The organism is Micromonospora sp. CP22, from assembly GCF_009712475.1.
Classification (GTDB): domain Bacteria; phylum Actinomycetota; class Actinomycetes; order Mycobacteriales; family Micromonosporaceae; genus Micromonospora.
The window spans coordinates 294,504-318,014 of the sequence record NZ_VCJO01000002.1; the positions used below are offsets into that span (position 1 = coordinate 294,504).

General features: G+C 70.0%; 26 protein-coding genes. 10 read left to right on the forward strand and 16 right to left on the reverse strand.

Features of this window, described 5'->3' with window-relative positions:
* Positions 1-38 precede the first annotated feature (38 nt).
* Complete coding sequence (locus FF096_RS04680) at positions 39-269, forward strand: exodeoxyribonuclease VII small subunit (RefSeq protein WP_375335285.1); 231 nt, start codon at positions 39-41, stop codon at positions 267-269.
* Between the two features lie 82 nt (positions 270-351).
* Here the strand turns inward: FF096_RS04680 and FF096_RS04685 are convergent, their stop codons facing one another.
* From FF096_RS04685 to FF096_RS04695, 3 genes are all read right to left on the reverse strand, one after another.
* Positions 352-1,182 (reverse strand): hypothetical protein, encoded by an 831-nt coding sequence (locus FF096_RS04685; protein ID WP_155215129.1) that lies wholly within the window; start codon positions 1,180-1,182, stop codon positions 352-354.
* Between the two features lie 172 nt (positions 1,183-1,354).
* On the reverse strand, positions 1,355-2,152 hold the full coding sequence (locus FF096_RS04690) for a hypothetical protein (protein WP_309222684.1): 798 nt from the start codon (positions 2,150-2,152) through the stop codon (positions 1,355-1,357).
* Between the two features lie 144 nt (positions 2,153-2,296).
* Complete coding sequence (locus FF096_RS04695) at positions 2,297-2,923, reverse strand: DUF4245 family protein (protein WP_309222685.1); 627 nt, start codon at positions 2,921-2,923, stop codon at positions 2,297-2,299.
* 144 nt (positions 2,924-3,067) lie between these two features.
* On the opposite strand from FF096_RS04695, the gene glpX reads away from it, so the two are divergent.
* Positions 3,068-4,099, forward strand: coding sequence for a class II fructose-bisphosphatase (gene glpX / locus FF096_RS04700; RefSeq protein ID WP_155215130.1), 1,032 nt, complete (start codon positions 3,068-3,070; stop codon positions 4,097-4,099).
* A 5-nt stretch (positions 4,100-4,104) separates the two neighbouring features.
* Positions 4,105-5,121 carry a DMT family transporter gene (locus FF096_RS04705; protein WP_155215370.1) on the forward strand — a complete coding sequence of 339 codons (1,017 nt, stop codon included), beginning with the start codon at positions 4,105-4,107 and terminating at the stop codon, positions 5,119-5,121.
* Here the strand turns inward: FF096_RS04705 and FF096_RS04710 are convergent.
* The 5 genes from FF096_RS04710 to FF096_RS04730 form a co-directional block, all read right to left on the reverse strand.
* Entirely contained in the window at positions 5,051-5,704 is a 654-nt protein-coding gene (locus tag FF096_RS04710) for a rhomboid family intramembrane serine protease (protein ID WP_309222686.1), read from the reverse strand. The genes FF096_RS04705 and FF096_RS04710 overlap by 71 nt on opposite strands.
* 100 nt (positions 5,705-5,804) lie before the next feature.
* Positions 5,805-6,482, reverse strand: a complete 678-nt coding sequence (locus FF096_RS04715; protein ID WP_309222687.1) for a lytic transglycosylase domain-containing protein — start codon at positions 6,480-6,482, stop codon at positions 5,805-5,807.
* A gap of 283 nt (positions 6,483-6,765) precedes the next feature.
* On the reverse strand, positions 6,766-8,181 hold the full coding sequence (locus tag FF096_RS04720; protein WP_309222688.1) for a PhoH family protein: 1,416 nt from the start codon (positions 8,179-8,181) through the stop codon (positions 6,766-6,768).
* Positions 8,182-8,621: 440 nt separating this feature from the next.
* Positions 8,622-9,050 (reverse strand): hypothetical protein, encoded by a 429-nt coding sequence (locus FF096_RS04725; RefSeq protein WP_155215131.1) that lies wholly within the window; start codon positions 9,048-9,050, stop codon positions 8,622-8,624.
* 28 nt (positions 9,051-9,078) lie between these two features.
* A complete protein-coding gene (locus tag FF096_RS04730) occupies positions 9,079-9,423 on the reverse strand; it encodes a hypothetical protein (protein WP_309222689.1) in 345 nt (114 codons plus the stop codon).
* Between the two features lie 264 nt (positions 9,424-9,687).
* Between FF096_RS04730 and FF096_RS04735 the strand changes: the two genes are divergently transcribed.
* The 3 genes from FF096_RS04735 (at position 9,688) to otsB (ending at position 11,534) form a co-directional block, all read left to right on the forward strand.
* Positions 9,688-10,128, forward strand: coding sequence for an XRE family transcriptional regulator (locus tag FF096_RS04735; RefSeq protein ID WP_309222690.1), 441 nt, complete (start codon positions 9,688-9,690; stop codon positions 10,126-10,128).
* A 160-nt stretch (positions 10,129-10,288) separates the two neighbouring features.
* Complete coding sequence (locus tag FF096_RS04740; RefSeq protein WP_155215133.1) at positions 10,289-10,642, forward strand: hypothetical protein; 354 nt, start codon at positions 10,289-10,291, stop codon at positions 10,640-10,642.
* A gap of 67 nt (positions 10,643-10,709) precedes the next feature.
* The gene (gene otsB, locus FF096_RS04745) at positions 10,710-11,534 is read left to right on the forward strand and encodes a trehalose-phosphatase (RefSeq protein ID WP_309222691.1); all 825 of its coding nucleotides are present in this window, start codon (positions 10,710-10,712) and stop codon (positions 11,532-11,534) included.
* A gap of 21 nt (positions 11,535-11,555) precedes the next feature.
* On the opposite strand, the gene FF096_RS04750 is transcribed toward otsB, so the two are convergent.
* The 3 genes from FF096_RS04750 to FF096_RS04760 all read right to left on the reverse strand — a co-directional run bounded on the left by FF096_RS04750 (position 11,556) and on the right by FF096_RS04760 (position 15,212).
* Complete coding sequence (locus FF096_RS04750; protein ID WP_155215134.1) at positions 11,556-12,326, reverse strand: isoprenyl transferase; 771 nt, start codon at positions 12,324-12,326, stop codon at positions 11,556-11,558.
* A gap of 158 nt (positions 12,327-12,484) precedes the next feature.
* Positions 12,485-13,330, reverse strand: coding sequence for a hypothetical protein (locus tag FF096_RS04755; protein ID WP_155215135.1), 846 nt, complete (start codon positions 13,328-13,330; stop codon positions 12,485-12,487).
* A 31-nt stretch (positions 13,331-13,361) separates the two neighbouring features.
* Positions 13,362-15,212, reverse strand: a complete 1,851-nt coding sequence (locus FF096_RS04760; protein ID WP_155215136.1) for a phosphoenolpyruvate carboxykinase (GTP) — start codon at positions 15,210-15,212, stop codon at positions 13,362-13,364.
* 391 nt (positions 15,213-15,603) lie between these two features.
* On the opposite strand from FF096_RS04760, the gene FF096_RS04770 reads away from it, so the two are divergent.
* Positions 15,604-16,185 carry a GtrA family protein gene (locus FF096_RS04770; RefSeq protein WP_375335297.1) on the forward strand — a complete coding sequence of 194 codons (582 nt, stop codon included), beginning with the start codon at positions 15,604-15,606 and terminating at the stop codon, positions 16,183-16,185.
* A gap of 63 nt (positions 16,186-16,248) precedes the next feature.
* Complete coding sequence (locus FF096_RS04775; protein ID WP_155215138.1) at positions 16,249-16,962, forward strand: GtrA family protein; 714 nt, start codon at positions 16,249-16,251, stop codon at positions 16,960-16,962.
* 77 nt (positions 16,963-17,039) lie between these two features.
* On the opposite strand, the gene FF096_RS04780 is transcribed toward FF096_RS04775, so the two are convergent.
* Both FF096_RS04780 and FF096_RS04785 read right to left on the reverse strand, forming a co-directional pair.
* Positions 17,040-17,597 (reverse strand): PH domain-containing protein, encoded by a 558-nt coding sequence (locus FF096_RS04780; protein ID WP_309222692.1) that lies wholly within the window; start codon positions 17,595-17,597, stop codon positions 17,040-17,042.
* A gap of 116 nt (positions 17,598-17,713) precedes the next feature.
* Positions 17,714-18,589, reverse strand: coding sequence for a biotin--[acetyl-CoA-carboxylase] ligase (locus tag FF096_RS04785; RefSeq protein WP_309222693.1), 876 nt, complete (start codon positions 18,587-18,589; stop codon positions 17,714-17,716).
* Between the two features lie 75 nt (positions 18,590-18,664).
* On the opposite strand from FF096_RS04785, the gene FF096_RS04790 reads away from it, so the two are divergent.
* Complete coding sequence (locus FF096_RS04790) at positions 18,665-20,248, forward strand: acyl-CoA carboxylase subunit beta (RefSeq protein WP_309222694.1); 1,584 nt, start codon at positions 18,665-18,667, stop codon at positions 20,246-20,248.
* A 69-nt stretch (positions 20,249-20,317) separates the two neighbouring features.
* Here FF096_RS04790 and FF096_RS04795 read toward each other — a convergent pair whose 3' ends face one another.
* The 3 genes from FF096_RS04795 to FF096_RS04805 all read right to left on the reverse strand — a co-directional run bounded on the left by FF096_RS04795 (position 20,318) and on the right by FF096_RS04805 (position 22,499).
* Positions 20,318-21,199 (reverse strand): hypothetical protein, encoded by an 882-nt coding sequence (locus FF096_RS04795; protein WP_155215140.1) that lies wholly within the window; start codon positions 21,197-21,199, stop codon positions 20,318-20,320.
* Complete coding sequence (locus FF096_RS04800; RefSeq protein ID WP_309222695.1) at positions 21,192-21,692, reverse strand: SigE family RNA polymerase sigma factor; 501 nt, start codon at positions 21,690-21,692, stop codon at positions 21,192-21,194. Before FF096_RS04800 ends, FF096_RS04795 begins: the two co-directional genes overlap by 8 nt.
* Positions 21,693-21,758: 66 nt before the next feature.
* The gene (locus FF096_RS04805; protein WP_155215141.1) at positions 21,759-22,499 is read right to left on the reverse strand and encodes a M50 family metallopeptidase; all 741 of its coding nucleotides are present in this window, start codon (positions 22,497-22,499) and stop codon (positions 21,759-21,761) included.
* A 152-nt stretch (positions 22,500-22,651) separates the two neighbouring features.
* On the opposite strand from FF096_RS04805, the gene FF096_RS04810 reads away from it, so the two are divergent.
* Entirely contained in the window at positions 22,652-23,404 is a 753-nt protein-coding gene (locus tag FF096_RS04810; RefSeq protein WP_155215142.1) for a GH25 family lysozyme, read from the forward strand.
* Positions 23,405-23,511 lie beyond the last annotated feature (107 nt).

Genomic DNA, 23,511 nt, shown 5'->3' on the forward strand with positions numbered 1-23,511 from the left:
TGGTGCGGTCGTCCGGGGTGTCGGGTGGTTGTGCTGAGATGGGTGCGATGACTGACGAGAAGACCAGCGGGTCGGACGAGCGGCTCAGCTACGAGCAGGCCCGCGCCGAACTAGCGTCGGTGGTGGAGCGGCTGGAGGCTGGCGGCACCTCGCTGGAGGAGTCGCTGGCGTTGTGGGAGCGCGGCGAGGCGCTGGCGGTCGTCTGCCAGCGCTGGCTCGACGGTGCCCGGGCCCGCATCGACGCCGCCCGGCCCGACCCGGCGACCTGACCCGGCCGAGCGCCGCCCGGCCCGACCCGGCGAGCTGACCGGGCCGAGCGGGCGTCGCCACGGCGTCCACCACGCCCCGGGCTCAGTCGAACAGCTGGTACAGCTCCGGCGGAGCCTCGACGACCTGGTCGGGCGTGGGCTTGGTCGCCTCGGTCGCGTTGCCGTAGTCGGAGTACGTCACCTTGATCTCCTGCCCGGCGGCCCGGCCGGCCTCCGGCAGCCGGATGACCAGCTCGGTGAGTCGCCCCTGAGCGTCGGTCGTCGCGGTGAACGGCACGGAGTTCGCCTCCGCGCCGAGCGTCGTGATCAAAGTCGGGTCGAGCGACCCGGCCTCGGCCGCCTTCGACAGGTCGAGGGTGCCGCTGTACGCGCCCTCACCGGTCCGGCTGACGTCGGTGACCGCCTGGGTCAGTGCCTCGCTGCCGGCCGGGTCGATCTTGTCGAAGTCGAAGCCGAGGCTGCGGTTGCCCCGGATGCGGTTCTGGTCGAGGTGCTGGTACTTGCCGAGGTTGAGTCGGTCCACCCCGGGCACGCTGGTGGCCGCCTGGCCCTTGAGGTCCAGCTTCACCCAGCTGTCCGGCTTGGCGTGGACGAGATCGAGGCCGATCGCCAGGTCGTCGGTCGGCTCGCCGAGGCGTAGCCGGATCTCCGCGCTCTGGCTCGGCTGGTGCACCTGCCCCTCGGCGGTCGAGCCGGCACCGGACATGCTGAACCGGAAGTTGCCGTTGCGGATCTCCCGGGTCGAGTCCAGCAGCGCCTGCTTCGCGTCGGCGTCCGCCTCGGGGGCGGCACCGCTGGCGGTGACGGACGGCGTGGCGGTCGGCCCAGCGTCACCGGTGGTGGTGCAGGCGGCGACTCCGGGCGTGAAGATGGCGACGGCCACGAGGCCGGCGCTCAGTCGTCGAACGGTCATCGGTGTCTCCCAGCAGGGTCATCCGGCGCGTTCTCGCCCCGGAGGCTGCTCTCCTCTGTTCCCTGCCACCCGCCCGCGCAATCACCCGGCCCCGGACGCGTCCCCGACCCCGGTCGCCGGAACGCGAAGCGGGGGTGGGCTTGCGCCCACCCCCGCAGCACTGCCGTTGGACCTACTTGAACATCTCGTAGGTCTGCTCGTTCGCCTCGATGACCTGGTCCGCCGGGGGCTTCTGCGCCTCCGTCGCCGAACCGTAGTCGCCGTAGGTGATCTTGACGTCCTGCGCCTTCGCCTCGCCAGCCGCCGGGATGGACAGGACCAGCTCGTTGATCCGGCCCTCGGCGTCCAGCTTCGCGGTGAACGGGACCGACTTGGCCTGGTCGCCCAGTTCCTTGAGCAGGTCCTGGTCGGCCGCGACCGAATCCTCAACCTTGGTCAGGTCGAAGGTGCCGCGGTAGGTGCCCTCGCCGGTCTTCTCCACGTCGACGAGGCCGTCGAACATGCCCTTGGCGTCGGTCGGGTCGGTGCCGTCCTTGAAGATGTCGAGGTTCTTGGCGCCCTTCGCCTTGGCGGCGTCGAGGTGCTGGTACTTGTCCTTGAAGGCGTCCATCCCGGGGATGCCGGCGAAGAGGTCGCCCAGGTCGACCTTCACCCAGGTGTCCGGCTGGATCTGGATGAGGTCGAAGTCCATGGTGAAGTCGTCGCCACCCACGGTCATCGTCATCTGAGCGCTCTTGCTGGGCTTGTGCACCGTGCCCTTGCCCGACATCGAGTCAGCCTCGATGGAGAACGTGAAGTTGCCCTCCTCCAGCCCCTTGGTGGAGGCGACCAGCGCCGCCTTCGGGTCGGACGGAACGCCCGCGTCGGACGCCGTGGAGGACGAGTCGCCGCTGGAGTTGTTGCAGGCGACGAGGGCGGGAACGAGCAGCGTGGCGGCGATGAGGCCGACGCTCCACCGTCGAATGTTCACAGATTGTCTCTCTTCAAGCCGGGAATCCTGGCCGGTCGAAACCGGCAAGGCATCGAACCCGGGGAGCGTAGCGGACCCGACCGACAGAAAGGGGGCACCACCGCCGATCGGAGCGCCCCCGGGGCCGTCCCGGGCGCGGCCGGATCAGTCCACGGCAATGGCGAGGGCCCGCAGCTCGTTGTCCCGGGCGTCGCCGACGACGATCACCGTACGCTCCGGCTGGAGCAGCACCAACGCCTGCTCGTTGCCCCGGGCCGTGTAGCGCTGCCAGGTGCTGGACCCGAGGTCGGTCTGCCCCTGCGGCCGCCCCTCTTCGGTCAACTCGATCGGCAACAGCCGCTCCGGCGGCACGTCGCTCTGCACGAGTTGCAGGCCCCGCCCCTCGGGGGTGACATATCCCACCCGCAGGACCGCCCCGCCCTCTGCCGTGCGGTAGCTCGCGCGTACGGTGCGCCACCCGTCGCCCAGTGCGGCCGGTTCGCTCACCGGGAACGCACCCGCCGCCCTCGCCTGCTCGAAGGCGGGCGTGGGATCGACAGTGGTCGGCTGGTCCCCACCGAGGAAACCCCGGTAGAAGGCGAGCAGCAGGACGATCGGGATCAGCAGCACCAGCAGCGAGATCGCCATGTCCCGGGGGGACCGGTCGGATTTCACGGCGGCGGGCGGCGGCACGGGTTGGTCGGCTGCCCCCGGCGTCGCCCCGGACTCCGCAGCGGGTGCGGGCCCAGGCTGATCAGCGGGTACGCGGTCGGCAGGCTGTGCAGGTTCCACCCCGCCATTCTGGCAGCCGCCCGACCGGCGGTATCCCTCCCATCACCGCCCCGGCCCGGCCGCGCGTCCGCCATCGTGTGAGGATCAGGACCGAAGCCGGCAGCGCCGGCCCGCCCCGCACCGCCGCGAGGAGGAGCCGTTCACATGACCACTACCAGGACGCGAATTCCCCAGAACCTCGACCGCAACCTCGCCCTCGATCTGGTCAGGGTCACCGAGGCGGCAGCGATGGCCGCCGGCCGGTGGGTCGGCCGGGGTGACAAGGAGGGCGGCGACGGCGCCGCCGTCGACGCCATGCGCAAGCTGATCAACTCGATCCCGATGAAGGGCGTCGTGGTGATCGGCGAGGGCGAGAAGGACAACGCCCCGATGCTCTTCAACGGTGAGGAGGTCGGCGACGGCGACGGCCCCGAGGTGGACGTCGCGGTCGACCCGATCGACGGCACCACCCTGATGAGCAAGGGGATGCCGAACGCCCTCGCGGTGCTGGCGGTGGCCGAACGGGGTGCGATGTTCGACCCGAGCGCGGTCTTCTACATGGAGAAGCTCGCCGTCGGCCCGGCGTACGCGGACGTGGTGGACATCGAGGCCGGCACCGTGGAGAACCTGCGCCGCATCGCCAAGGCCAAGGGCACCAGCGTCTCCGAGGTCACCGTCTGTGTGCTCGACCGGTCCCGGCACGACGGCCTGGTCGACGAGATCCGCCGCACCGGCGCCGGCATCCGCTTCATCTCCGACGGCGACATCGCCGGTGCGATCGCCGCCGCACGGGGAGAGTCGGACGTCGACGTGCTGATGGGCATCGGCGGCACCCCGGAGGGGATCACCGCCGCCTGCGCGCTCAAGTGCATGGGCGGCATGATGCAGGCCAAGCTCTGGCCACGGGACGACGCCGAACGCGAGAAGGCGATCGCCGCCGGCCACGACCTGGACCGGGTACTCACCACCGACGACCTGGTCACCGGCGACAACTGCTTCTTCGTGGCCACCGGCATCACCTCCGGTGACCTGCTGCGCGGGGTGCGGTACCGGGCTGGCGGGGCGTACACCCAGTCGATCGTGATGCGCTCCAAGAGCGGCACGATCCGGGTGATCGACTCGTACCACCGGTTGGAGAAGCTGGCGCTCTACTCGGCGGTGGATTTCGACGGCCGACCGCTGGACGAACAGGCTTGAGCACCCTGACGGCGACCCGGCCGACGGTGTCGGCGGGTCGCCGGCTCGGCGCGGTGGCGCTGGCGACCGTGGCCGGGGTCGGGGTGGCGACGCAGTCGCGGATCAACGGCGAGTTGGGCGTACGCCTCGGCGACGGGCTCGCCGCCGCCGTCATCTCGTTCGGATCGGGCCTGGTGCTGTTGCTGGTGCTGGTCCCGGCCACCGCTGCCGGGCGGCGCGGGCTGGCGACGCTGCGGACCGCCCTCTCCCGGGGGACACTTCGCCCCTGGCAGTGTCTCGGCGGCGCCTGTGGCGCGTTCCTGGTGTTCAGCCAGGGGGTCACGGTCGGCACCCTGGGAGTCGCGGTGTTCACCGTGGCGATCGTGGCCGGCCAGTCCGCCAGCAGCCTGCTCGTCGACCGGGCGGGGATCGGCCCGGGTGGCCGCCGCCCGGTGACCGTCGCCCGGTTGGCCGGCGCGGTGCTGACCGTGGTCGCGGTGCTGGTGGCGGTCGGCGACCGGATCGGTCAGCCGGCGATCCTCGGTCTGGCGGTCCTGCCGCTGCTGGCCGGGGTGGCGGTGGCCTGGCAGCAGGCGGTGAACGGCTGGGTGCGGGTGGCCAGCGACAGCACGTTGACCGCCACGCTGGTGAACTTCGCCGTCGGTACGGCGGTGCTCCTGGCCGCGTTCGTGGTCAGCCTCGCGTTCCGGGGCCTGCCGCCCGGCGGGCTCCCCTCCGATGTCTGGCTCTACCTCGGCGGACCGGTCGGCGTCACCTTCATCGCGGTGGCCGCCGCAGTGGTCCGCCTCACCGGCGTGCTGCTACTCGGCCTGGCCACCGTCTCCGGACAGGTGGTCGGTGCGGCGCTGCTGGACCTGCTGCTGCCCGCTGCGGCGCGGCCCGACGGGACCACCCTGCTCGGCGTCGTGCTGACCCTGGCCGCCGTGGCGATCGCGACGCTCGGCGGACGGGTCAGGGCATGGTCATCGAGGACTCGGAGCGGTACGGCCCGTCGAGGTCGGACCGGCGTCGACGGAAGATGATCGCCGCCACGATGCCGCCGAGCAGCCCGAACAGGTGCCCCTGCCAGGAGATCCGTTCGTCGGTGGGCAGCACCCCGGCCAACTGGCCGCCGTAGAGGAGCCCGACCAGCAGGAACACGGCGAAGTTCCACCAGCTCCGCTCGAAGATGCCCCGGGTGAGCAGGATCCCGAGGTAGCCGAAGATCACCCCGCTGGCTCCGACCACGATCGTGTTGGGCGAGCCGGTGAACCACACGCCGAGCCCGCTGACCAGGACGATCACCAGGGTGGACCAGAGGAAGCGCCGAGCGCCCGCCGCCAGCACGAAGGTGCCGAGGAGGATCAGCGGGATGCTGTTGCTGTAGAGGTGGTCGAACCCGTGGTGCAGGAACGGTGAGAAGAAGACGCCGTCCAGCCCGTCGAGGCGCTGCGGGATGATCCCGGCTGCGGAGTCGAACCCGGCGCCGAGCCAGACATCGAGACCCTCGATCAGGAAGAGCACCGGCACCACCGCGCACATGGCGACGAACGCCCGACCGATGGACGCGTAGAAGGCTACGGTGCCGAACCGGTAGGGGTCGCCACTTCCGGGGAGCAGGGTCACCCGTCAACAGCTATCAGCAAACGCGGGCAGCCGCCACTCTTCCCGAGACGCGACACAGCGGCGGGGTGCGTTCGTCCGCGCCCCGCCGCTGTGATTCGGCTCAGTAGTAGCCCTTGTTCTGCGAGTGTGTCCACGCCCCGCAGGGGGTGCTGTATCGACCCTTGATGTAGCCGAGCCCCCACTTGATCTGGGTGACCGGGTTGGTCTCCCAGTCCGAGCCGACCGAGGCCATCTTGCTCCCCGGGTACGCCTGCGGAATGCCGTACGCCCCGGAGGAGCGGTTACGGGCCTTGTGGTTCCAGCCGCTCTCCTTCTGCCAGAGCTTGTCCAGGCAGGGGAACTGGTCGATCTTGAAGCCCGCGTCGATCATGAGTGCGCAGCCGACCTTCCGGTTGCCGCTGTACTCCTCGCAGGACTCGGGGATCGGCCCGTCGTACGGCTTCGCGGCTCGGGCGGCGGCCTCCTTGGCAGCCTTCTCGGCGGCCTTCCGGCGGGCTGCCTCCTCGGCCTTACGGGCCTTCTCGGCGGCGGCCTTGGCCTGCTTCCGGACCTCGGACGCCTGCTGACGGGCGGTGCGGACCTGGCGGGAGACCGTCTCCTCCTGCCGGTACTCGACGTTGACGTCGATCTCGCTGACGCTGCCGGCCACCTGCTGCTGGCCTGGATTCGAGCGTTGCGACTGGCGGTCCTCGCTCAGGTAGAAACCGCCGGCTACACCCACCGAGAGCAGCGCGACGGCTGCGGTGCGGGCGGCGAACCGGCTCCACGGCCGACTCACGAAGTGATCCCTTCGTCGGGTTCAGGGACGCGGCGCGCAGCGACCGCACTGGGTCGTGACGCGCCACGGGCGCCCGTGGCCGGCTTGCCGGCCACCGTGGACGCACCTGTCGTATCCCGGCGTCCTCCGTCGTCCTGGTGGCGACGAACGATCACCGACGATGCGGGAGGTGCGTGGGCGCCCGTGGGACACAATCGCGCACAGTGAGGCGGTTGGGAAACCACGGACCCCAATTGTGACGTGGGTCACGCCATATTTCCCTGCGAAACGCCCAAACCGCCCGTCAGGTCGGGATGTCCTCCAACAGGTCCGTCACCATCGCGGCGATAGGCGAGCGCTCCGAACGGCTGAGCGTCACGTGCGCGAAGAGCTGATGACCCTTCAGCGCCTCGATCACGGCGGTTACCCCGTCATGGCGCCCGACGCGCAGATTGTCCCGCTGCGCGACATCGTGGGTCAGCACCACCCGGGAGCCCTGACCGATCCGGGAGAGCACGGTCAGCAGCACACCGCGCTCCAGCGACTGCGCCTCGTCGACGATGACGAACGCGTCATGCAAACTGCGGCCCCGGATGTGGGTCAGCGGCAGCACCTCCAGCAGACCGCGTGAGGTGACCTCCTCCAACACGTTCTCGTGCACCACCGCGCCGAGGGTGTCGAAGACCGCCTGCGCCCAGGGCGACATCTTCTCCGCCTCCGAGCCGGGCAGGTAACCCAGTTCCTGCCCGCCGACGGCGTACAGCGGGCGGAAGACGATCACCTTCTTGTGCCGGCGACGTTCCATCACCGCCTCCAACCCCGCGCACAGCGCCAGGGCGGATTTGCCGGTGCCGGCCCGACCACCGAGCGAGACGATGCCGATCGACTCGTCGAGCAGCAGGTCGAGCGCGACCCGCTGCTCGGCCGAGCGCCCGTGCACGCCGAACGCCTCCCGGTCACCACGCACCAGCCGTACGGTCTTGTCCGGCAGCACCCGGCCGAGCGCCGAGCCTCGCGACGAGTGCAGCACCAGCCCGGTGTGGCAGGGCAGACCCGCCGCCGCGTCCACGTCGATGGCCTCTCCCGCGTAGAGCCGGGCGATGTCGTCCTCGACGAGTTCCAACTCGGCCATTCCCGTCCAGGTCGGGTCGCTGGCCTGGCCGTGCCGGTACTCGTCCGCGCGCAGCCCCACGGAGGCGGCCTTGACCCGCAGCGGCATGTCCTTGCTGACCAGGGTCACCTCCCGCCCCTCAGCGGCGAGGTTCAACGCGACGGAGAGGATCCGGGCGTCGTTGGACTCGTTGCGGAAACCCGGCGGCAGGACGCCGTCGTCGGTGTGGTTCAGCTCCACCCGCAGCGTGCCGCCGACGTCGTTGGCCGGCACGGGCCGGTCCAGCCGGCCGTGTCGCACCCGCAGTTCGTCCAGCATGCGCAGCGACTGTCGGGCGAACCACCCCAGCTCCGGGTGATGCCGCTTGCCCTCCAGTTCGGAGATCACCACCAGCGGAAGCACCACCTCGTGCTCGTCGAAGCGGTGGAACGCCGCCGGGTCGCTGAGCAGAACGGAGGTGTCCAGCACGAAGGACTGGCCCGCTGGGCGGGGCTCCCGGGGATCGGCCGAACCGGCGGCCGCCGCACGGCGGCTCCGGGTGCTGCGGCGGGTCGTGGTAGTCGCGGCCGGGCCCTGGTCGGCACCGGCGGTCGTACGGCGAGTCGTCACAGGCCTGCTCCGGCGGATGGGCACCCGGCCACCCGCGGTCCGCCTCCTCCGGATGCCCGGCTGACACGGGGTCGGATGCGGGCCCCGTGCGCGAGGTCGCAGGCCGGGCGGGCCGGCTGGCTCGGGACAACCCCGCGCCATGCCTAGACGCTAGCTCCCCGCACCCGTCCCGGCTAGTGCGTCTCCTGGACACCGCACCGGGCCACGCCTCCCGGCCGCGCCGGATCCCTGGTGACGATCTGCGGCCGGACGGCGTCGGCAACCGGCGGCGTACGGCGTAGCACTGGCCGCCAGCAGGGGTGAACCGGCCGGGATGCATGCCCCCTGCGCGCATCCCGGCCGGTGGGACCACCGCCACCGGTCTGACGTGGCCCCGCGGCACCACCTGCGAAGAGGCGTACGCGCCGCGCGTGTGGACGGGCCGGAGCCCGTCGACCGGTTCAGCCGGTCCGTCGGACGAGGGTGCCGGTCGGGTGCCGCCCGGTGATCGAGGCGGCCGGCTCCGCGAAGGACGAACCGGTGTACGTGGTGCCTGGACGGGCCCCGGAACCCTGCTCGATCTCCCCAGACGGTCCGTCGGACCGCAGGGCCGCCGGTGGCGGGCAGGTGCCCCGGGGCGGCAGGGGGTTCGCAGTGGCCGAGACTCGGGCGGCAGGTGACGGACGTGCCGTGACGGCGAGGGCGGAGGCGATGGCCGCCTGGGCGTCCCGGCGACGCCGGTTCCACGCGCCGCGATCCCCGTCGAAGTAGCCCTGCCGGTAGCCGAACCGATAGCCGATCCGGTAGCTGAGCTGCCCGTGCAGCCGCCCTGCCGCGTAGCTCGTCGCGGCGAGTACGAGTACCAGGAAGATCGCCAGGAATGGACTCATCCGGCGGCTCCGGTTCCCCGCGCGACCGTCATCGCTCCTCCGGTTCGATGGTGGTGGGGTCGGCCATCAGGAGTCGGTCGAGGTCGTCGGTGCCGATCTCCTCCACCAGCTCGACGCTGATCCGGCAGCCGTCCATCACCACCTCGGCCATGGAGGAACGGCGGATCTCGCCGCCGGCGTCGTAGACCCGCACGCTCAGTTCCGGGCAGCCGAGGTGGGTCCGCCAGGCGTTCCATTCGGCTCGATCCCCGACGCTGAGCGAGAGGTAGCGGCAGCCGCGGGCGAGGTAGAGGCGCCATGGCGCACTCAGCCCGGCGGCAACCCCCTCGGCCACCAGGCCGAACGCCTGGGCACGGGTTGCGAGTTCGGTCACCGCGTCCCCCTCGCACCGGGCGCGTGACGCAGGTGAGCACTGATCGTCTCATGCACGTGACACACCGTAGGTTGTCCCATGAACGTGACAGTATCAGCTTTTCGTTCGTTTGCCCCTACACCTACGTACATCTATCCTGCCCAGGTGGCACCCCTCAGGAAGAGTGCCGGACCCCCCTCCGGCCACACTGCAATGACGTCACGCAAGCGTGACAAAGGCGTGGCAGGCACCGTTACCCGGGCGCAGCGGCCGTACGGTCACGAGGTGACCGAGACGACCAGCGCGCGGAAGATCGCCTTCGCCACCTTCGTCCGGCGCGCCCTCGACGAGGCCCGCGCGACCCGGGCCTGGAGCGGCACCGAGGTCTCCCGACGCACCGGCGTCTCCCGACAGACCATCAACCGGTGGGTACGCGGTGACTGGGCCAGCGACCCGGAAGCCGAACGGGTGGTGGCGTTCTGCGAGGGCCTCGGGCTCGACCCGGCCGTGGCCTTCACGGCGCTGGGCTGGGACCGGACAGCCTCCCGCCGGAGCGCGCCGTCACCACCACCGATGGACCCCGACGTCGAGGCGCTGCTCCGCCGGCTGGTCGACCCGGCCGTCTCGGACGCGGAGAAGTTCCACATCCGAGAAACCATTCGTTACCTCGCATACCGCCCGACGCTGCCGCTCGGTGTCCGGAACCGAGGAGAAGCCGCCAGCTAGTTCCTCAGATGGCGAAAGAACGGCAGGTCAACCTCATTCGTTTCGCTTCGGGGCGGGATCGGGCGCGCTAGCGTCCGTGTTTGTACTGCTTGGGCTCGTCGTCGGCGGGGGGACGGGACAAGGCCGAACCCAGCCCTGCGGGACAGAAAGGGGTCGCTCCATGACCCTGAAATGGTTGGCTGTCGTGGTCGCGACGGTCTCCGTGACGCTGTGCGTCACCGGGAACGCGGTGACCCTGACCCTGAACGGCGGGCAGCTTCCGCTGCTCGTCAACCTCTTCGCGCTCGCCACTGCGGGCACCGCGATCGTGCTGGCCGTCGTCGCCGAACTACACGAGCGGCTCAACGATCGGCTCACCGCGCTCACCGAGTTCCTGGTGGAGCGGTTGCGGGAGATCGAGGCACACACCGGCGACCGGAACTCCGGCTTCGTGGAGGGCTACCTGCTCAGTCACGGGCAGGACGCGGCGGTGGTGCCGTTCGGACGCCGGGGACGTGGAGCCGCCGAACGCTGAATCCATTCACTTTCACGCCGCATTCACGTCAGGATTGACCGGCCGAACCCGGGGTACGCTGTCGCGCGTGCCGCCGTTAAATCTGGGCAACCAGCAGCCGAAGACTCCGCTGAACGCCGACCATGCCTGGCGGGCGACCGCCGACCGGGTCGCCGAGACCGTCCTCTTCTTCGACTTCGACGGAACCCTCGCGCCGGTCGCCGACGACCCGACCCAGGTGCAGCCCGCACCGAAGGTGCTGGCCGCCATCGAGGCGCTCGCCCCGGTCGTACAGCGCGTCGCGATCGTCTCGGCCCGGCCGGTCGACTTCCTGCGCGAGCACTTCGACGGGCTCAGCGGCGTCGACCTGTACGGGCTCTACGGCCTGGAACACAGCCATTCCGGCGGCGACACGGTCACCGAGCCGGCCGCCCTGCCGTGGGTGCCCACAATGGCCGAACTCGCCGACGTGGCCCGCGCCGAACTACCGCCCGGCACCCTCGTGGAGTACAAGCGTCTCTCCGTCGCCCTGCACTGGCGGACCACGCCGCACCTCGCCGCCACCGTCGAGCAGTGGGGACGCGACCAGGCCGAACGCCTCGGTCTACGGGTGCAGGTCGGCCGGATGGTCCTGGAGATCAAGCCGCCGGTCGACCGGGACAAGGGCATGGTGATCGACGAACTCGTGCAGGGAGTACGCGCGGCCTGGTACTTCGGTGACGATGTCTCCGACATCAAGGCGTTCGCGGCGCTACGCGCCCGCGCTGCGGCCGACCCGGACTTCATCGGTGTCTGCGTCGCCGTCGCCAACCCGGAGACCGGCGACGAGGTCGCCGAAGCCGCCGACCTCACCATCGACTCCCCGGCCGACCTGGGTGACTTCCTCACCGAGGCCACCCACCGGCTCAGCTGAGCGAGCGAGCCGCGCCGGGTCTCAGACCCCGTAGCGGCGCTGGCGGGTGGCGTAGGAGCGCAGCGCGCGAAGGAAGTCGACCCGCCGGAACTCGGGCCAGTTCAACTCGCAGAAGTAGAACTCCGAGTGCGCCGACTGCCAGAGCATGAAGCCGGAGAGCCGCTGTTCCCCGCTGGTCCGGATGATCAGATCCGGATCCGGCAGTCCCCGGGTGTACAGGTGCTCGGAGATGTCGTCGACGTCGAGCGATCCGGCCAGTTCCTCCAGCGTGCCACCGTTCGCCGCGTGCTCCAGCAGCAACGAGCGCACCGCGTCGGCGATCTCCCGCCGGCCGCCGTAGCCCACGGCGATGTTGACCTGAGCGCCGCCGGTGCGCTGCCGGGTCCGCTCCTCGGCGGCCTTGAGCGCGTTCGCATGGTGCGCCGGCAACACGTCCAGCGCACCCACCATCCGCAGCCGCCAGGGGTTGCCCTCCTCGGCCAGTTCGGTGGTGAGGTCCTCGATGATCTGGAGCAGCGGGTCCAACTCCGTCGCCGGGCGCGAGAGGTTGTCCGTGGAGAGCAGCCACAGCGTGATGTGCCCGACACCCGCAGCGTCACACCAGCGCAGCAGCTCCTTGATCCGCTCGGCGCCCCGCCGGTGCCCGTCGTTCGGATCGACGAACCCCATGTCCCGCGCCCACCTGCGGTTTCCGTCACACATCACACCCACGTGGCGGGGCACCGGTCGGCCCGCGAGCTTGGCCGTGAGCCGCCGCTCGTAGACGGAGTAGAGAAGTTTCCGCAGAGTCATCACCTAGCAGGGTAGCGAGCCGCCGCGTGGATCCGTGTGCCGGTGGCCGATGCGCGCCTGCCGGCACTTCAAGATCCGAACAACTTCAGGGAAGTTGCTGGCTCCGCCTCGGGCTGAGGCAGCAACACCAGGGAAGTTGTCCGGATCTTGAGGCCGGGTTAGGGGTGGGTGCGGGCGGCGCGGCGGATGGCGTAGACGGTGAGGACGGCGGCGACTACCAGCGGCGCACCGTCGCGTACCAGGCCGTCGACGCCGAGCAGCCACCAGCACAATGGCAGGTCGACGGCGAGCACGACGACGGTGACGACGACGAGCAGCGTGCCCGCCCACCGCCGCCCACGCATCAGGAACGCGGTGCAGAACAGCACCAGGTAGCTGGTCGCGATGCCGGCGCCCAGCCAGAACAGCACGGCGGGCACGGCGATCAACCGCCCGTCCAGGATCGCGGCGGTGGCGACCAGGGCCGGAACCAGCATCAGCGGGCTGTACGTGAACGCCGCGACCCGGCTGGTCAACAGCCAGGCGCTCGCCTCCGGCCGACGCGGAGGTGTTTCCCGCCAGGAGATGCCGGAGCGGTCGATCACCAGTCGGGCTCGGTGTCGTACCAGGTGTTCGGCGAGCGTCGGCGACCGGTACAGCAGCCAGACCACGGTGGCGCAGAGCGCGGTGAGCAGGGCGAAACCGAGCAGACCGGGCAACGGCGGTACGCCCTGACGGGGCACGATCAGCCGCCCGACCGCGAAGACCGTGGTGACGGAGAGGATCAGGCCGAACGGACGGGCCACCGTCCGACCGCGCCGCACATGCCCGATGAGCAGCAGGAATCCGAACGAGCGAAGCATCGCCCACCCGGTGCGCACGGCGAGTCCGAAACCCTGCTCCGGCGCGTACCACCAGTTGAGCACCTCGACCACGACGGTGGCCGCGGCGGTCACCGCCAACAGTGCGGTCAGGGCCCGGACGGCGGACGGCCGCCGGACCTCGGTCTCGGCGGCCGTCCTCATGGGATCCGATGATGCCCGGATCCGGCGTCGATCACACCTGCTGCTGCGGCTGCTCCGCGTCGAGTCGGGCCCGCAGGGCGTCCAGCTCGGCCCAGAGGACCCCGGGCAGCTTGTCGCCGAACTTCTCGAACCACTCGGTGATCAGCGGCAACTCGTCACGCCACTCCTGCGGGTCCACCTTCAGCGCGATGCGGACGTCCTCCGGCGTCATGTCCAGACCCTCGACGTCCAGCGAGTCCAGCGTCGGGACCATGCCGATCGGGGTCTCCACGGCGTCCGCCTGGCCCTCGATCCGCTCGATGATCCACTTGAGGACCCGCGAGTTCTCGCCGAAGCCCGGCCAGAGGAAACCACCCTCCGGGTCCTTACGGAACCAGTTGACGTAGTACACCTTCGGCAGCTTCGACTCGTCGCCGTCGACGCCCTTGCCCATCTCGATCCAGTGCCGGAAGTAGTCACCGGCGTGGTAGCCGATGAACGGCAGCATCGCCATCGGGTCGCGGCGGACCACACCGACCGCGCCGGACGCGGCGGCCGTGGTCTCCGAGGAGAGCGTGGCACCCATGTAGACGCCGTGCACCCAGTCGCGGGCCTCGGTCACCAGCGGCACGGTGTCGCGACGCCGGCCACCGAACAGGATCGCGTCGATCGGTACGCCGTTCGGGTTGTAGTAGTCCTCCGCCAGGATCGGGCACTGGGTGATCGGGGTGCAGAACCGGCTGTTCGCGTGCGAGGAGAGGCTGTCGCTCTCCGGCGTCCAGTCGTTGCCCTTCCAGTCGATCAGGTGGGCGGGCGGCTCGCCCATGCCCTCCCACCAGACGTCACCGTCGTCGGTGAGGGCGACGTTGGTGAAGATGGAATTGCCCCGCTCCAGCGTCCGCATGGCGTTGGCGTTGGTCTTCCAGTCGGTGCCCGGGGCGACGCCGAACAGGCCGTACTCCGGGTTGATCGCGTAGAGCCGTCCGTCCGGGCCAAACCGCATCCAGGCGATGTCGTCGCCGATCGTCTCGACCTTCCAACCCGGGATGGTCGGCTCCAGCATCGCCAGGTTGGTCTTGCCGCAGGCCGACGGGAAGGCACCGGCGATGTGGTATACCCGCCCCTCCGGCGACGTGATCTTCAGGATCAGCATGTGCTCGGCGAGCCAGCCCTCGTCCCGCCCCATCACGCTGGCGATCCGCAGGGCGTAGCACTTCTTGCCGAGCAGCGAGTTACCGCCGTACCCGGAACCGAAGGACCAGATCTCGCGGGTCTCCGGGAAGTGGGAGATGTACTTGGTCTCGTTGCACGGCCAGGCCACGTCCTGCTGGCCGGGTGCCAGCGGCGCGCCGATCGAGTGCAGGGCGCGCACGAAGTCCGCGTCCTCGCCCATCGCCTCCAGGATCTTGGCACCCATCCGGGTCATGATCCGCATGGACGCGACCACGTACGGGCTGTCCGTGATCTCCACCCCGAACATGGGCTTCTCAGCCTCGACCGGACCCATCACGAACGGGATGACGTACATGGTCCGCCCGCGCATCGCGCCGCGGTACAGCTCCGTCATGGTCCGCTTCATCTCGGCCGGCGCCATCCAGTTGTTGGTGGGCCCGGCGTCCGCTTCGTCCACGGAGCAGATGAAGGTGCGCTCCTCGACCCGGGCGACGTCCGTCGGATCGGTACGCGTGTAGAACGAGTTGGGTTTCTTCTCGGGGTTCAGCCGGACGAGTGTTCCGGCTTCGACCAGTTCGTCGGTGAGGCGACGCCATTCCTCGTCGGACCCGTCCACCCACACGACCTGGTCAGGGGTGGTCAGTTCAGCGACCTCACGGACCCAGGCGAGAAGTTTCGGGTGGGACGTAGGGGCCTGATCGATACCCCGAACGGTGGCCGGAGCAACCATGACACATCTCCTTGTGGTCGACGCTGACCGGTCTATGGAGTGCACGAATCTCGGCGTCGCGATGCGCGTCGCCTTCGTGGAAACCTGGGATTGGCCTCAGCGTAAACCGAGCAACCTCCCCAGTCAGTGGGACTGGTTGTGAACAACTGCACAAGGTGTGGTCACGCTGCGGCATCACGAGCCTTTACCCGCTTTCACGCGCAGTTTCACGCAAATTCTCCGGCGGACCTCCTGCTGGCGGCGCCTCACCGATGGCCGTGGCAGCGTTTTGTGACCTGGCGCGCCGAAGCGTCAACAACACCCGATCACACGGATGCCGTTACGCTCCGTCCATGTCGGTCCGGGCCGCCACACCGCCGACCGGCCACGTGACGGTGCTCCTCGACGCCCGTTGCTACCCGCTCCCGAGCCCGCCAACCGGTACGCTCGCACAGTGGCCGCGACGATGACCGGGGAGCCAGGCTCCCGGCAGACCCGCCCGGGTCTGGTTCACTCCCTGATCGACCGCTTCGGTCACCTCATCCGGGAAATGAGCAAGTTCGCCACCGTCGGCGGGATCGCCTTCGTCATCGACTTCGTCCTGTTCAACTACCTGATCGGGCCGCAGGGCGTCGAGCAGGTCACGGCCAAGACGATCGCGACGGTCATCGCCGCGACCGTCGCCTTCCTGGGCAACCGGTTCTGGACGTGGCGCCACCGCAAGCGCTCCCACCCGGCGCGCGAGTACGCGCTCTTCTTCTTCTTCAACGCGGTGGGCCTGGGCATCGCGGTGGCCTGCCTCGCCATCAGCCACTACGGGCTCGGCAGCATCTGGCCGGCGGTCTTCCAGACCCGGCTGGCCGACAACATCGCCAGCTTCGTCGTGGGCACCGGGTTCGGCACGCTGTTCCGATTCTGGTCCTACCGACGGTTCGTCTTCGTCGAAGAGGGAACACCACCCGTCGCGGAAACGAACCAGGACCGTCGGGCGTGACCTGCCGCCCACTCGTTCGGTCGGAGCCAGCCGACCCCGACCCGCTGCCCTAAGGTGTTGCCCATGCCTCTCGTCCGTCTGCTGCCGGAGCGCTGGCAGAAGTTCATCCACGAGGCACTCAAGTTCGGCCTGGTCGGAGGCATCAACACGGTCATCAATTACGCCGTGTTCAACGCGCTCGCACTCACCGTTTTCGTCGATGGCCAACTGAAGGCCACCGTCGTCGCCACCATCGTTGCGACTATCACGTCGTATCTGATGAATCGGCACTGGACGTACCGCGATCGCCCAAAATCTGCAATGCAGCGCGAATACGCCCTGTTTTTCCTTTTTAACGGGGCGGGGCTGCTCATTGAACTCGGCGTGCTCGCCGCCGCCAAGTACGGGCTGGGCGTGACCGGGCTGCTGGCGCTGAACGTGGCGAAGACGGGCGGCGTGGTGCTGGCGACCCTGTTCCGGTTCTGGTCGTACCGGACCTTCGTCTTCCAGCCCGCCGCACCCGCCGAGTCGACGCAGCACTGGCACGGCCTACCCCGCGACGAGTGGGACACGATGGCCGGCATGGACCCGGTGGCCGAGTTGGCCGAGTCCGTGACGGAGCTGGAGGAGGAGCAACCACCCGCCCGGCCCGGCGTGGCTGCCCAACCGCTCCAGCCCAGGTCCGCGTCAGTGCCCGACGAAGCCGAGTTGACGGCGGCCCTGGACGCCGAGCTGGAGGCCGAGTTGGCTGCCCAGTTGCAGCCCGCCCCGGCCCCCCGCCGCCTCCGCCGCCGCTGACCGACCCAGCCAGCCGAGCCAGGCCAACACCGCCGGACCAACCAGCCAGGCCAGCCCCGCTGGACCGGCTCCGGGGTTTACGCCCCGGCGCTCTTGTCGCGTTCGCTGAGAATCTCGCGAAGCTCACCGTCACCGAGCGAGTGCCGGTCGTGGAACGCCTCCACGAGTTCGTAGAGCTTGGTCTGGACCCGGTCGACCTTCGGCACATCGTGCAGGACCGACTGCCCACGCTCCCCGGCCGACTCGATGGTGAGGGTGCCGTAGCCGAGTAGCCGCCCGGCGAGCTGCTGACTCATCGAGTGGTCGTTGACCCGGCTCAGCGGGATGTCCCGGCGCTCCCGGGAGAGCACCCCGTGCTGGAGCAGGACTCGTTCGTTGGTGAAGAGGTAGTGCGTGGTGCGCCAGGAGATGTACGGCCACACCGTCAGCACCAGCACGGCGAGCAGGGCCAACCCGCCGATCACCGCGAGCGTCAGGGAACCGCCGCCGCCGGAGGGCAGGAACACGAAGCCGACCACCACCGCCGCGATGGACAGCACCAGCACCACCACCGGCCAGACCAATGCCTTCCAGTGCGGATGCAGGTGCAACACGACGTGCTCGTCCTCGGTGAGCACGTCTTCGGGGAACGCCACGGAAACCTCCTCGCAGGAACGGACGGGCAGACCGTAACCCCCCAGCGCCACCGCCCTACATCCGCCACGCGGCTCGTTACGCACCGCCACCGGCGCACACCCGCGCCGGTGCGGCGTCAGCGGAGGTGACGGATGTCCGCGGCGGCCAGGGATCGCCGCCCGGTCGCCGTGGTGACGAGGAGCTGACCGTCCGGGTCGATGCCGGTGGCCGTCCCGGTGACGGCAGTGCCGTCGGGGAGCTGGGCCCGGACCTCGCGGCCGATGGTGCCGCAGGCGGTCAGATACGCCTCGCGTAGCCCGCTGGCCGTCGCGTCCCCACCGGCGTCACGCCACCGCGCGTACCAGTCGGCGACCGACCGGAGCAGTGCCCGCAGGAGCGGATCCCGGTCGGTGGCCGCCGCGCCCGCCAGTTGCAGCGAGGTGGCCGGCAGGCCGGTGGGCTGCTCCGGTAGTTCGTCGGCGCGCAGCGTCACGTTCAGCCCGATGCCGAGCACGACCGCGGGCGGGTCGCTCGGCTGCGGTCCGGGCACCCCCTCGGCGAGGATCCCGGCGCACTTGGCACCCCCGATGAGCAGGTCGTTCGGCCACTTCAGGGAGGCGTCCAGCTCGGCCAGCAGGGTCACCGCCTCGACCAGCGCCACACCGGCCAGCAACGGCAGCCAGCCGTACCCCGAGGGGGGTGCGGGCGACCAGCCACGGGTCGGCACCGCCTCGCCGGGCCGCAACAGCACGCTGGTGGCGATGCCGGCACGCGGCGGTGACTGCCAGACCCGCCCGCGCCGTCCCCGGCCGGCGGTCTGCCGCTCGGCCACCACGACCAGGCCCTCCGGCTCGCCGCTCCGGGCGGCCTCGGCCACGTCGGCGTTGGTGGACCCGGTCTCCGTCCGCACCTCCAGCCGGGACCACGGACCGTACGGCGCGGCCAACGCGCGACGCAGCCGGGCCTCCGACAGCGGTGGGCGATCAAGATCGGTGTACGGCGAACCCGGCACCTGACCAGCCTACGGGTAGGCCGGTGAGGCGAAATGCACAGCTGCGGCGACCTGAACCATCGTTATATTCCCAGGGTGACTACCGAGACCGGGACCAACATCCACAGCACCGCGGGCAAGCTGGCGGACCTGGCACGACGGGTCGACGAGGCGGTGCACGCCGGGTCGGCCCGCGCCGTGGAGAAGCAGCACGCGCGAGGCAAGAAGACCGCTCGGGAACGCATCGAGATGCTGCTCGACGAGGGATCGTTCGTCGAGCTGGACGAGTTCGCCCGGCACCGGTCCACCAACTTCGGGCTGGACCGGAGCCGCCCCTACGGCGACGGCGTGATCACCGGCTACGGCACCATCGACGGCCGGCAGGTCTGTGTGTTCGCCCAGGACTTCACCGTCTTCGGCGGCTCCCTCGGCGAGGTCTTCGGCGAGAAGATCGTCAAGGTGATGGACCTCGCCATGAAGATCGGATGCCCGGTCATCGGCATCAACGACTCCGGCGGCGCGCGGATCCAGGAGGGCGTGGCCTCGCTCGGCCTGTACGGCGAGATCTTCTTCCGCAACGTCCGGGCCAGCGGCGTCATCCCGCAGATCTCGCTCATCATGGGCCCGTGCGCCGGGGGCGCGGTCTACTCCCCCGCGGTCACCGACTTCACCGTGATGGTCGACCAGACCTCGCACATGTTCATCACCGGGCCGGACGTCATCAAGACCGTCACCGGCGAGGACGTCGGCATGGAGGAGTTGGGCGGCGCGCACACCCACAACAGCCGTAGCGGCAACGCGCACTACCTGGCCACCGACGAGGCCGACGCGATCGACTACGTCAAGGCGCTGCTGTCCCACCTGCCCTCGAACAACCTGGACGAGCCGCCGGTCTTCGAGGCACCGGCCGACCTGGAGATCAGCGACGAGGATCGGGAACTGGACACGCTGATCCCCGACTCGGCCAACCAGCCGTACGACATGCACCGGGTGATCGAGCACGTGCTCGACGACGGGGAGTTCCTGGAGGTCCAGCCGCTCTACGCGCAGAACATGGTGGTCGGCTTCGGTCGGGTCGAGGGTCGCCCGGTCGGTGTGGTGGCCAACCAGCCGATGCACTTCGCCGGCACCCTGGACATCGCGGCCAGCGAGAAGGCGGCCCGCTTCGTCCGCACCTGCGACGCCTTCAACATCCCGGTACTGACCTTCGTGGACGTTCCCGGGTTCCTGCCCGGCACCGGCCAGGAGTGGGACGGCATCATCCGTCGGGGCGCGAAGCTCATCTACGCGTACGCCGAGGCCACCGTGCCGAAGGTCACCGTGATCACCCGCAAGGCGTACGGCGGGGCGTACGACGTGATGGGCTCCAAGCACCTGGGGGCCGACCTCAACTTCGCCTGGCCTACCGCCCAGATCGCGGTGATGGGTGCGCAGGGCGCGGTGAACATCCTCTACCGGCAGGAGTTGGCCGCTGCCGAGGACCCCGCCGCCGTACGCGCCGAGAAGATCGCCGAGTACGAGGACACCCTCGCCAATCCGTACGTGGCCGCCGAGCGCGGGTACGTCGACGCGGTGATCCCGCCGCACGAGACCCGTACCCAGATCGTGCGAGGGCTGCGGGTGCTGCGTACCAAGCGCGAGTCCCTCCCTCCCAAGAAGCACGGCAACATCCCGCTCTAGCTTGCAAGGAAGGGCCCCTTTCTAACGCCTGGTGTATAGGAAGGGGCCCTTCCTTGCACTCGCGCGGGGTCAGCAGGGTGGGTTGGCGGCGGTGCAGAGCCGCTTCGCGGCCACGGCGGCGAGGCGGCGCAGTTCCCTCGCCGTACCGTCTGGCCCCAGACCCATCACCGTGACCAGGTCGCCGACACGCACCACAGCGATCCGGTCGAGATGATCCTGCCGTCGGCTCTCGCCGGTCTCCAGGTTGCGCACCTCCGTGACGCGGTGCTCGATCATCATGGCCTGGTCTCCGACGAAGTCGCGGTCGGTCACCTCCCACCGGTGCTCGGCCTCCACGGCAGCGACATCGTCCCCCCAGATTGCCTCGCCCCTGGACAGCCAGCTCGCGCACGGGGTGAGCAGCGCGTCGATCCGGACCACGATCCGGTCAGCCACCTGCGGGGTGAGTCGGTAGACGTCCTGGCTGAACAACAGCTCCGCCAGGCCAGGCGCGCTGCGGCCGCCCTGCGACCGCAGCAGCGTCTGGGAGCGCGAGTAGCGGGAAAGCTCCCAGTCGGCGGCCCGGCCCTGCTCCTGGTGGCAGGCGAGCAACATCGGGTCGACCTGTACGGGTTCTCCCAGCCCGGTCCGACCCAGCGGTGGTTCCGTCCGCGCGGAGAGGTCATCCGGCTGCACCAGGGCTTCCCGGGGGATCTCCGCAGCGGGCGCCGCCGCGACGGTCGGCGCGGCCAGCGGAGCAGCCACCGGTAGTGACGGTGGAGGTGGGGGTGCGGACAGTCGCTTCGTGACGACGGCGGAGAAGGCCGCCACCATCACCACGGCGATCGCCGCGCCCACCACCGCATGTCGACGGCGGCGGGCAGCCCGCTGGCGCAGCTCTTCGGGCGTCGCCCAGCGAACCTCCCGTAGCTCGTGCTGCACCCGCTCAAGGAACCTCATCTCGTCACGCACCGGGCGCCTCCTCCAGGTCAGTGACGGCGAGCAGCCCGGCGAGCGCGGCACGCCCCCGGGAGAGCCGGGCCTTGACCGTGCCGACCGGGGCCGCGGTCTGCCGGGCCACCTCGGCGACCGGTAGGCCCGCGAGGTAGTAGAGCGCGATCGCGACGCGCTGTTCCTCGGGGAGCCGACGCAGTGCGGCGACCACCTCGACCGTGTCGGTGGTGGGTGCCGGGACGCTCTCGGCCGCGCCGTGCCGCAGGTACGCCCGAGCCCGGCTGCGCAGGCTGCGCCAGCGGCTCACCGCGATCCGGGCCGCCACCACGCGTACCCACGCCTCCGGGTCGTCGTAGGCGCCCACCGTGGACCAGCGCTGCCAGGCCCGGATGAACGCCTCCTGCACGGCGTCCTGGGCCTCGGTGAGGTCGCCGGTCAACACGTAGACGTAGCCGAGCAGCCGCTGCCGGCTGCCCCGGTAGAACTCGTCGAACCCCTCGACGTCCGCCACCCGCACCTCCCCTACCTGACAGAACACACGCACCGGGGCGGGGCAGGTTGCCGATCTGCCGACGAATCAGGTGAGACCGGCCTCGGCCAGCAGCGGGCCGGCCAGCAGCAGGCCACCGGCCACCAGCACGGCGAGGTTGACCAGGCCGAAGAAAACCACCCAGAAGAACGCCGGCAGCGGGGTGATACCGGCGAGCTGGTCGGCGTCGGAGGCGGGCATCCCGCGCCGGGCCCGCAGCCGCTGCAACTCCACCACCGGGCGTACGCCGCCGAGCAGCAGGAACCACACACCGGTCCAGGCGAACGCGGCCTGCACCTGTGGACTGGCGTACCAGGAGACGGCGAGCACCGCGCCACCGGTGACCACCAACGTCAACGCACCGTAAAGGTTGCGGATCATGACCAGCATGGCCAGCAGCAGGATCACCGCTATCCACAGCAACAGGGTGATCCGGTTACCGGCGAGCAGCCACGCCCCGCCCAGACCCACCAGAGGCGGGGCGAGATAACCGGCGAGCAGGGTGAAGACCATGCCCGGTCCGGTAGGGCGGCCGGCGGAGAGCGTCAGGCCGGAGGTGTCCGAGTGCAGCCGGATGCCCTGCAACTTGCGGCCGGTGAGCACGGCGACCAGCGCGTGGCCGCCCTCGTGAGCAATCGTGATCATGTTGCGGGCGATCCGCCACGGCAGCCCGGTGACGACCACCAGCAACGCGACCAGGCCGGTGAGCACCACCAGCAGCGGCGGCGGGTCGGGCTGCGCGCCGAACAGGCGGTCCCAGAACTCGGTCATGCCCTCGATCGACACCATGAGGCGCGAGCCTACCGCTCCGGCCATGCGGTGATCACAAGGTGGACCGCCCACACATCATGGCGTTGAAAGTTTCTTTAACCCCCTCTTGCACTGACGAGTAGCGATCTCCAAAGATGTCTGTCTATCGATCAACGTCTCAGGAGGACGCCATGGGTCGGACCAGATCATCGTTGCGTCGGCTGACCGCCGCCGCCATCACCGTGCTCGCCACCGCCGCCGCCGGGCTCGTCGCCACCGCGACCCCGGCCGCCGCCGCCACCGTGCCGGGCATCGACGTCTCGCACTATCAGGGCACCATCAACTGGACCAGCGTCCGCAACGCCGGCATCCAGTTCGCCTTCATCAAGGCCACCGAGGGTACGAGTTACAAGGACCCGAAGTTCAACACCAACTACGTCAACGCGTACCACGCCGGGGTGATCCGCGGCGCGTACCACTTCGCCCGACCCAACATCTCCTCCGGCGCGGTCCAGGCGAACTTCCTGGCCTCCAACGGCGGGGCCTGGTCGGCGGACAGCCGCACCCTGCCGGCGGCACTGGACCTGGAGGCGAACCCGTACAGCGGCGGATACTGCTACGGCCTGAGCACCACCGCCATGCGCAACTGGGTGCAGGACTTCCTCAACACCTACCGCTCCCGCACCGGCCGCTACGCGGTCATCTACACCACCACGAGCTTCTGGAACCAGTGCACCGGTTCCTGGAGCGGGCCGTGGAACAACCACCCGTTGTGGATCGCCCGCTGGTCGTCCTCGGTCGGCACGCTGCCGCCCGGCGCACCGTTCTGGAGCTTCTGGCAGTACACCGACTCCGGCCGGGTCTCCGGCATCAGCGGCAACGTCGACCGCAACTACTGGAACGGCGACCGTAGCCGGCTGATCGCGCTCGCCAACAACACCTGACGTACCGCGCGTGGCAGGCTGACGCCCCCGCTCGGACGGCGTCGGCCTGCCACCGCGTCACCACGATCCCAGCGCGTCACCCGGCTCATCGCACCTCCGAATGGCGG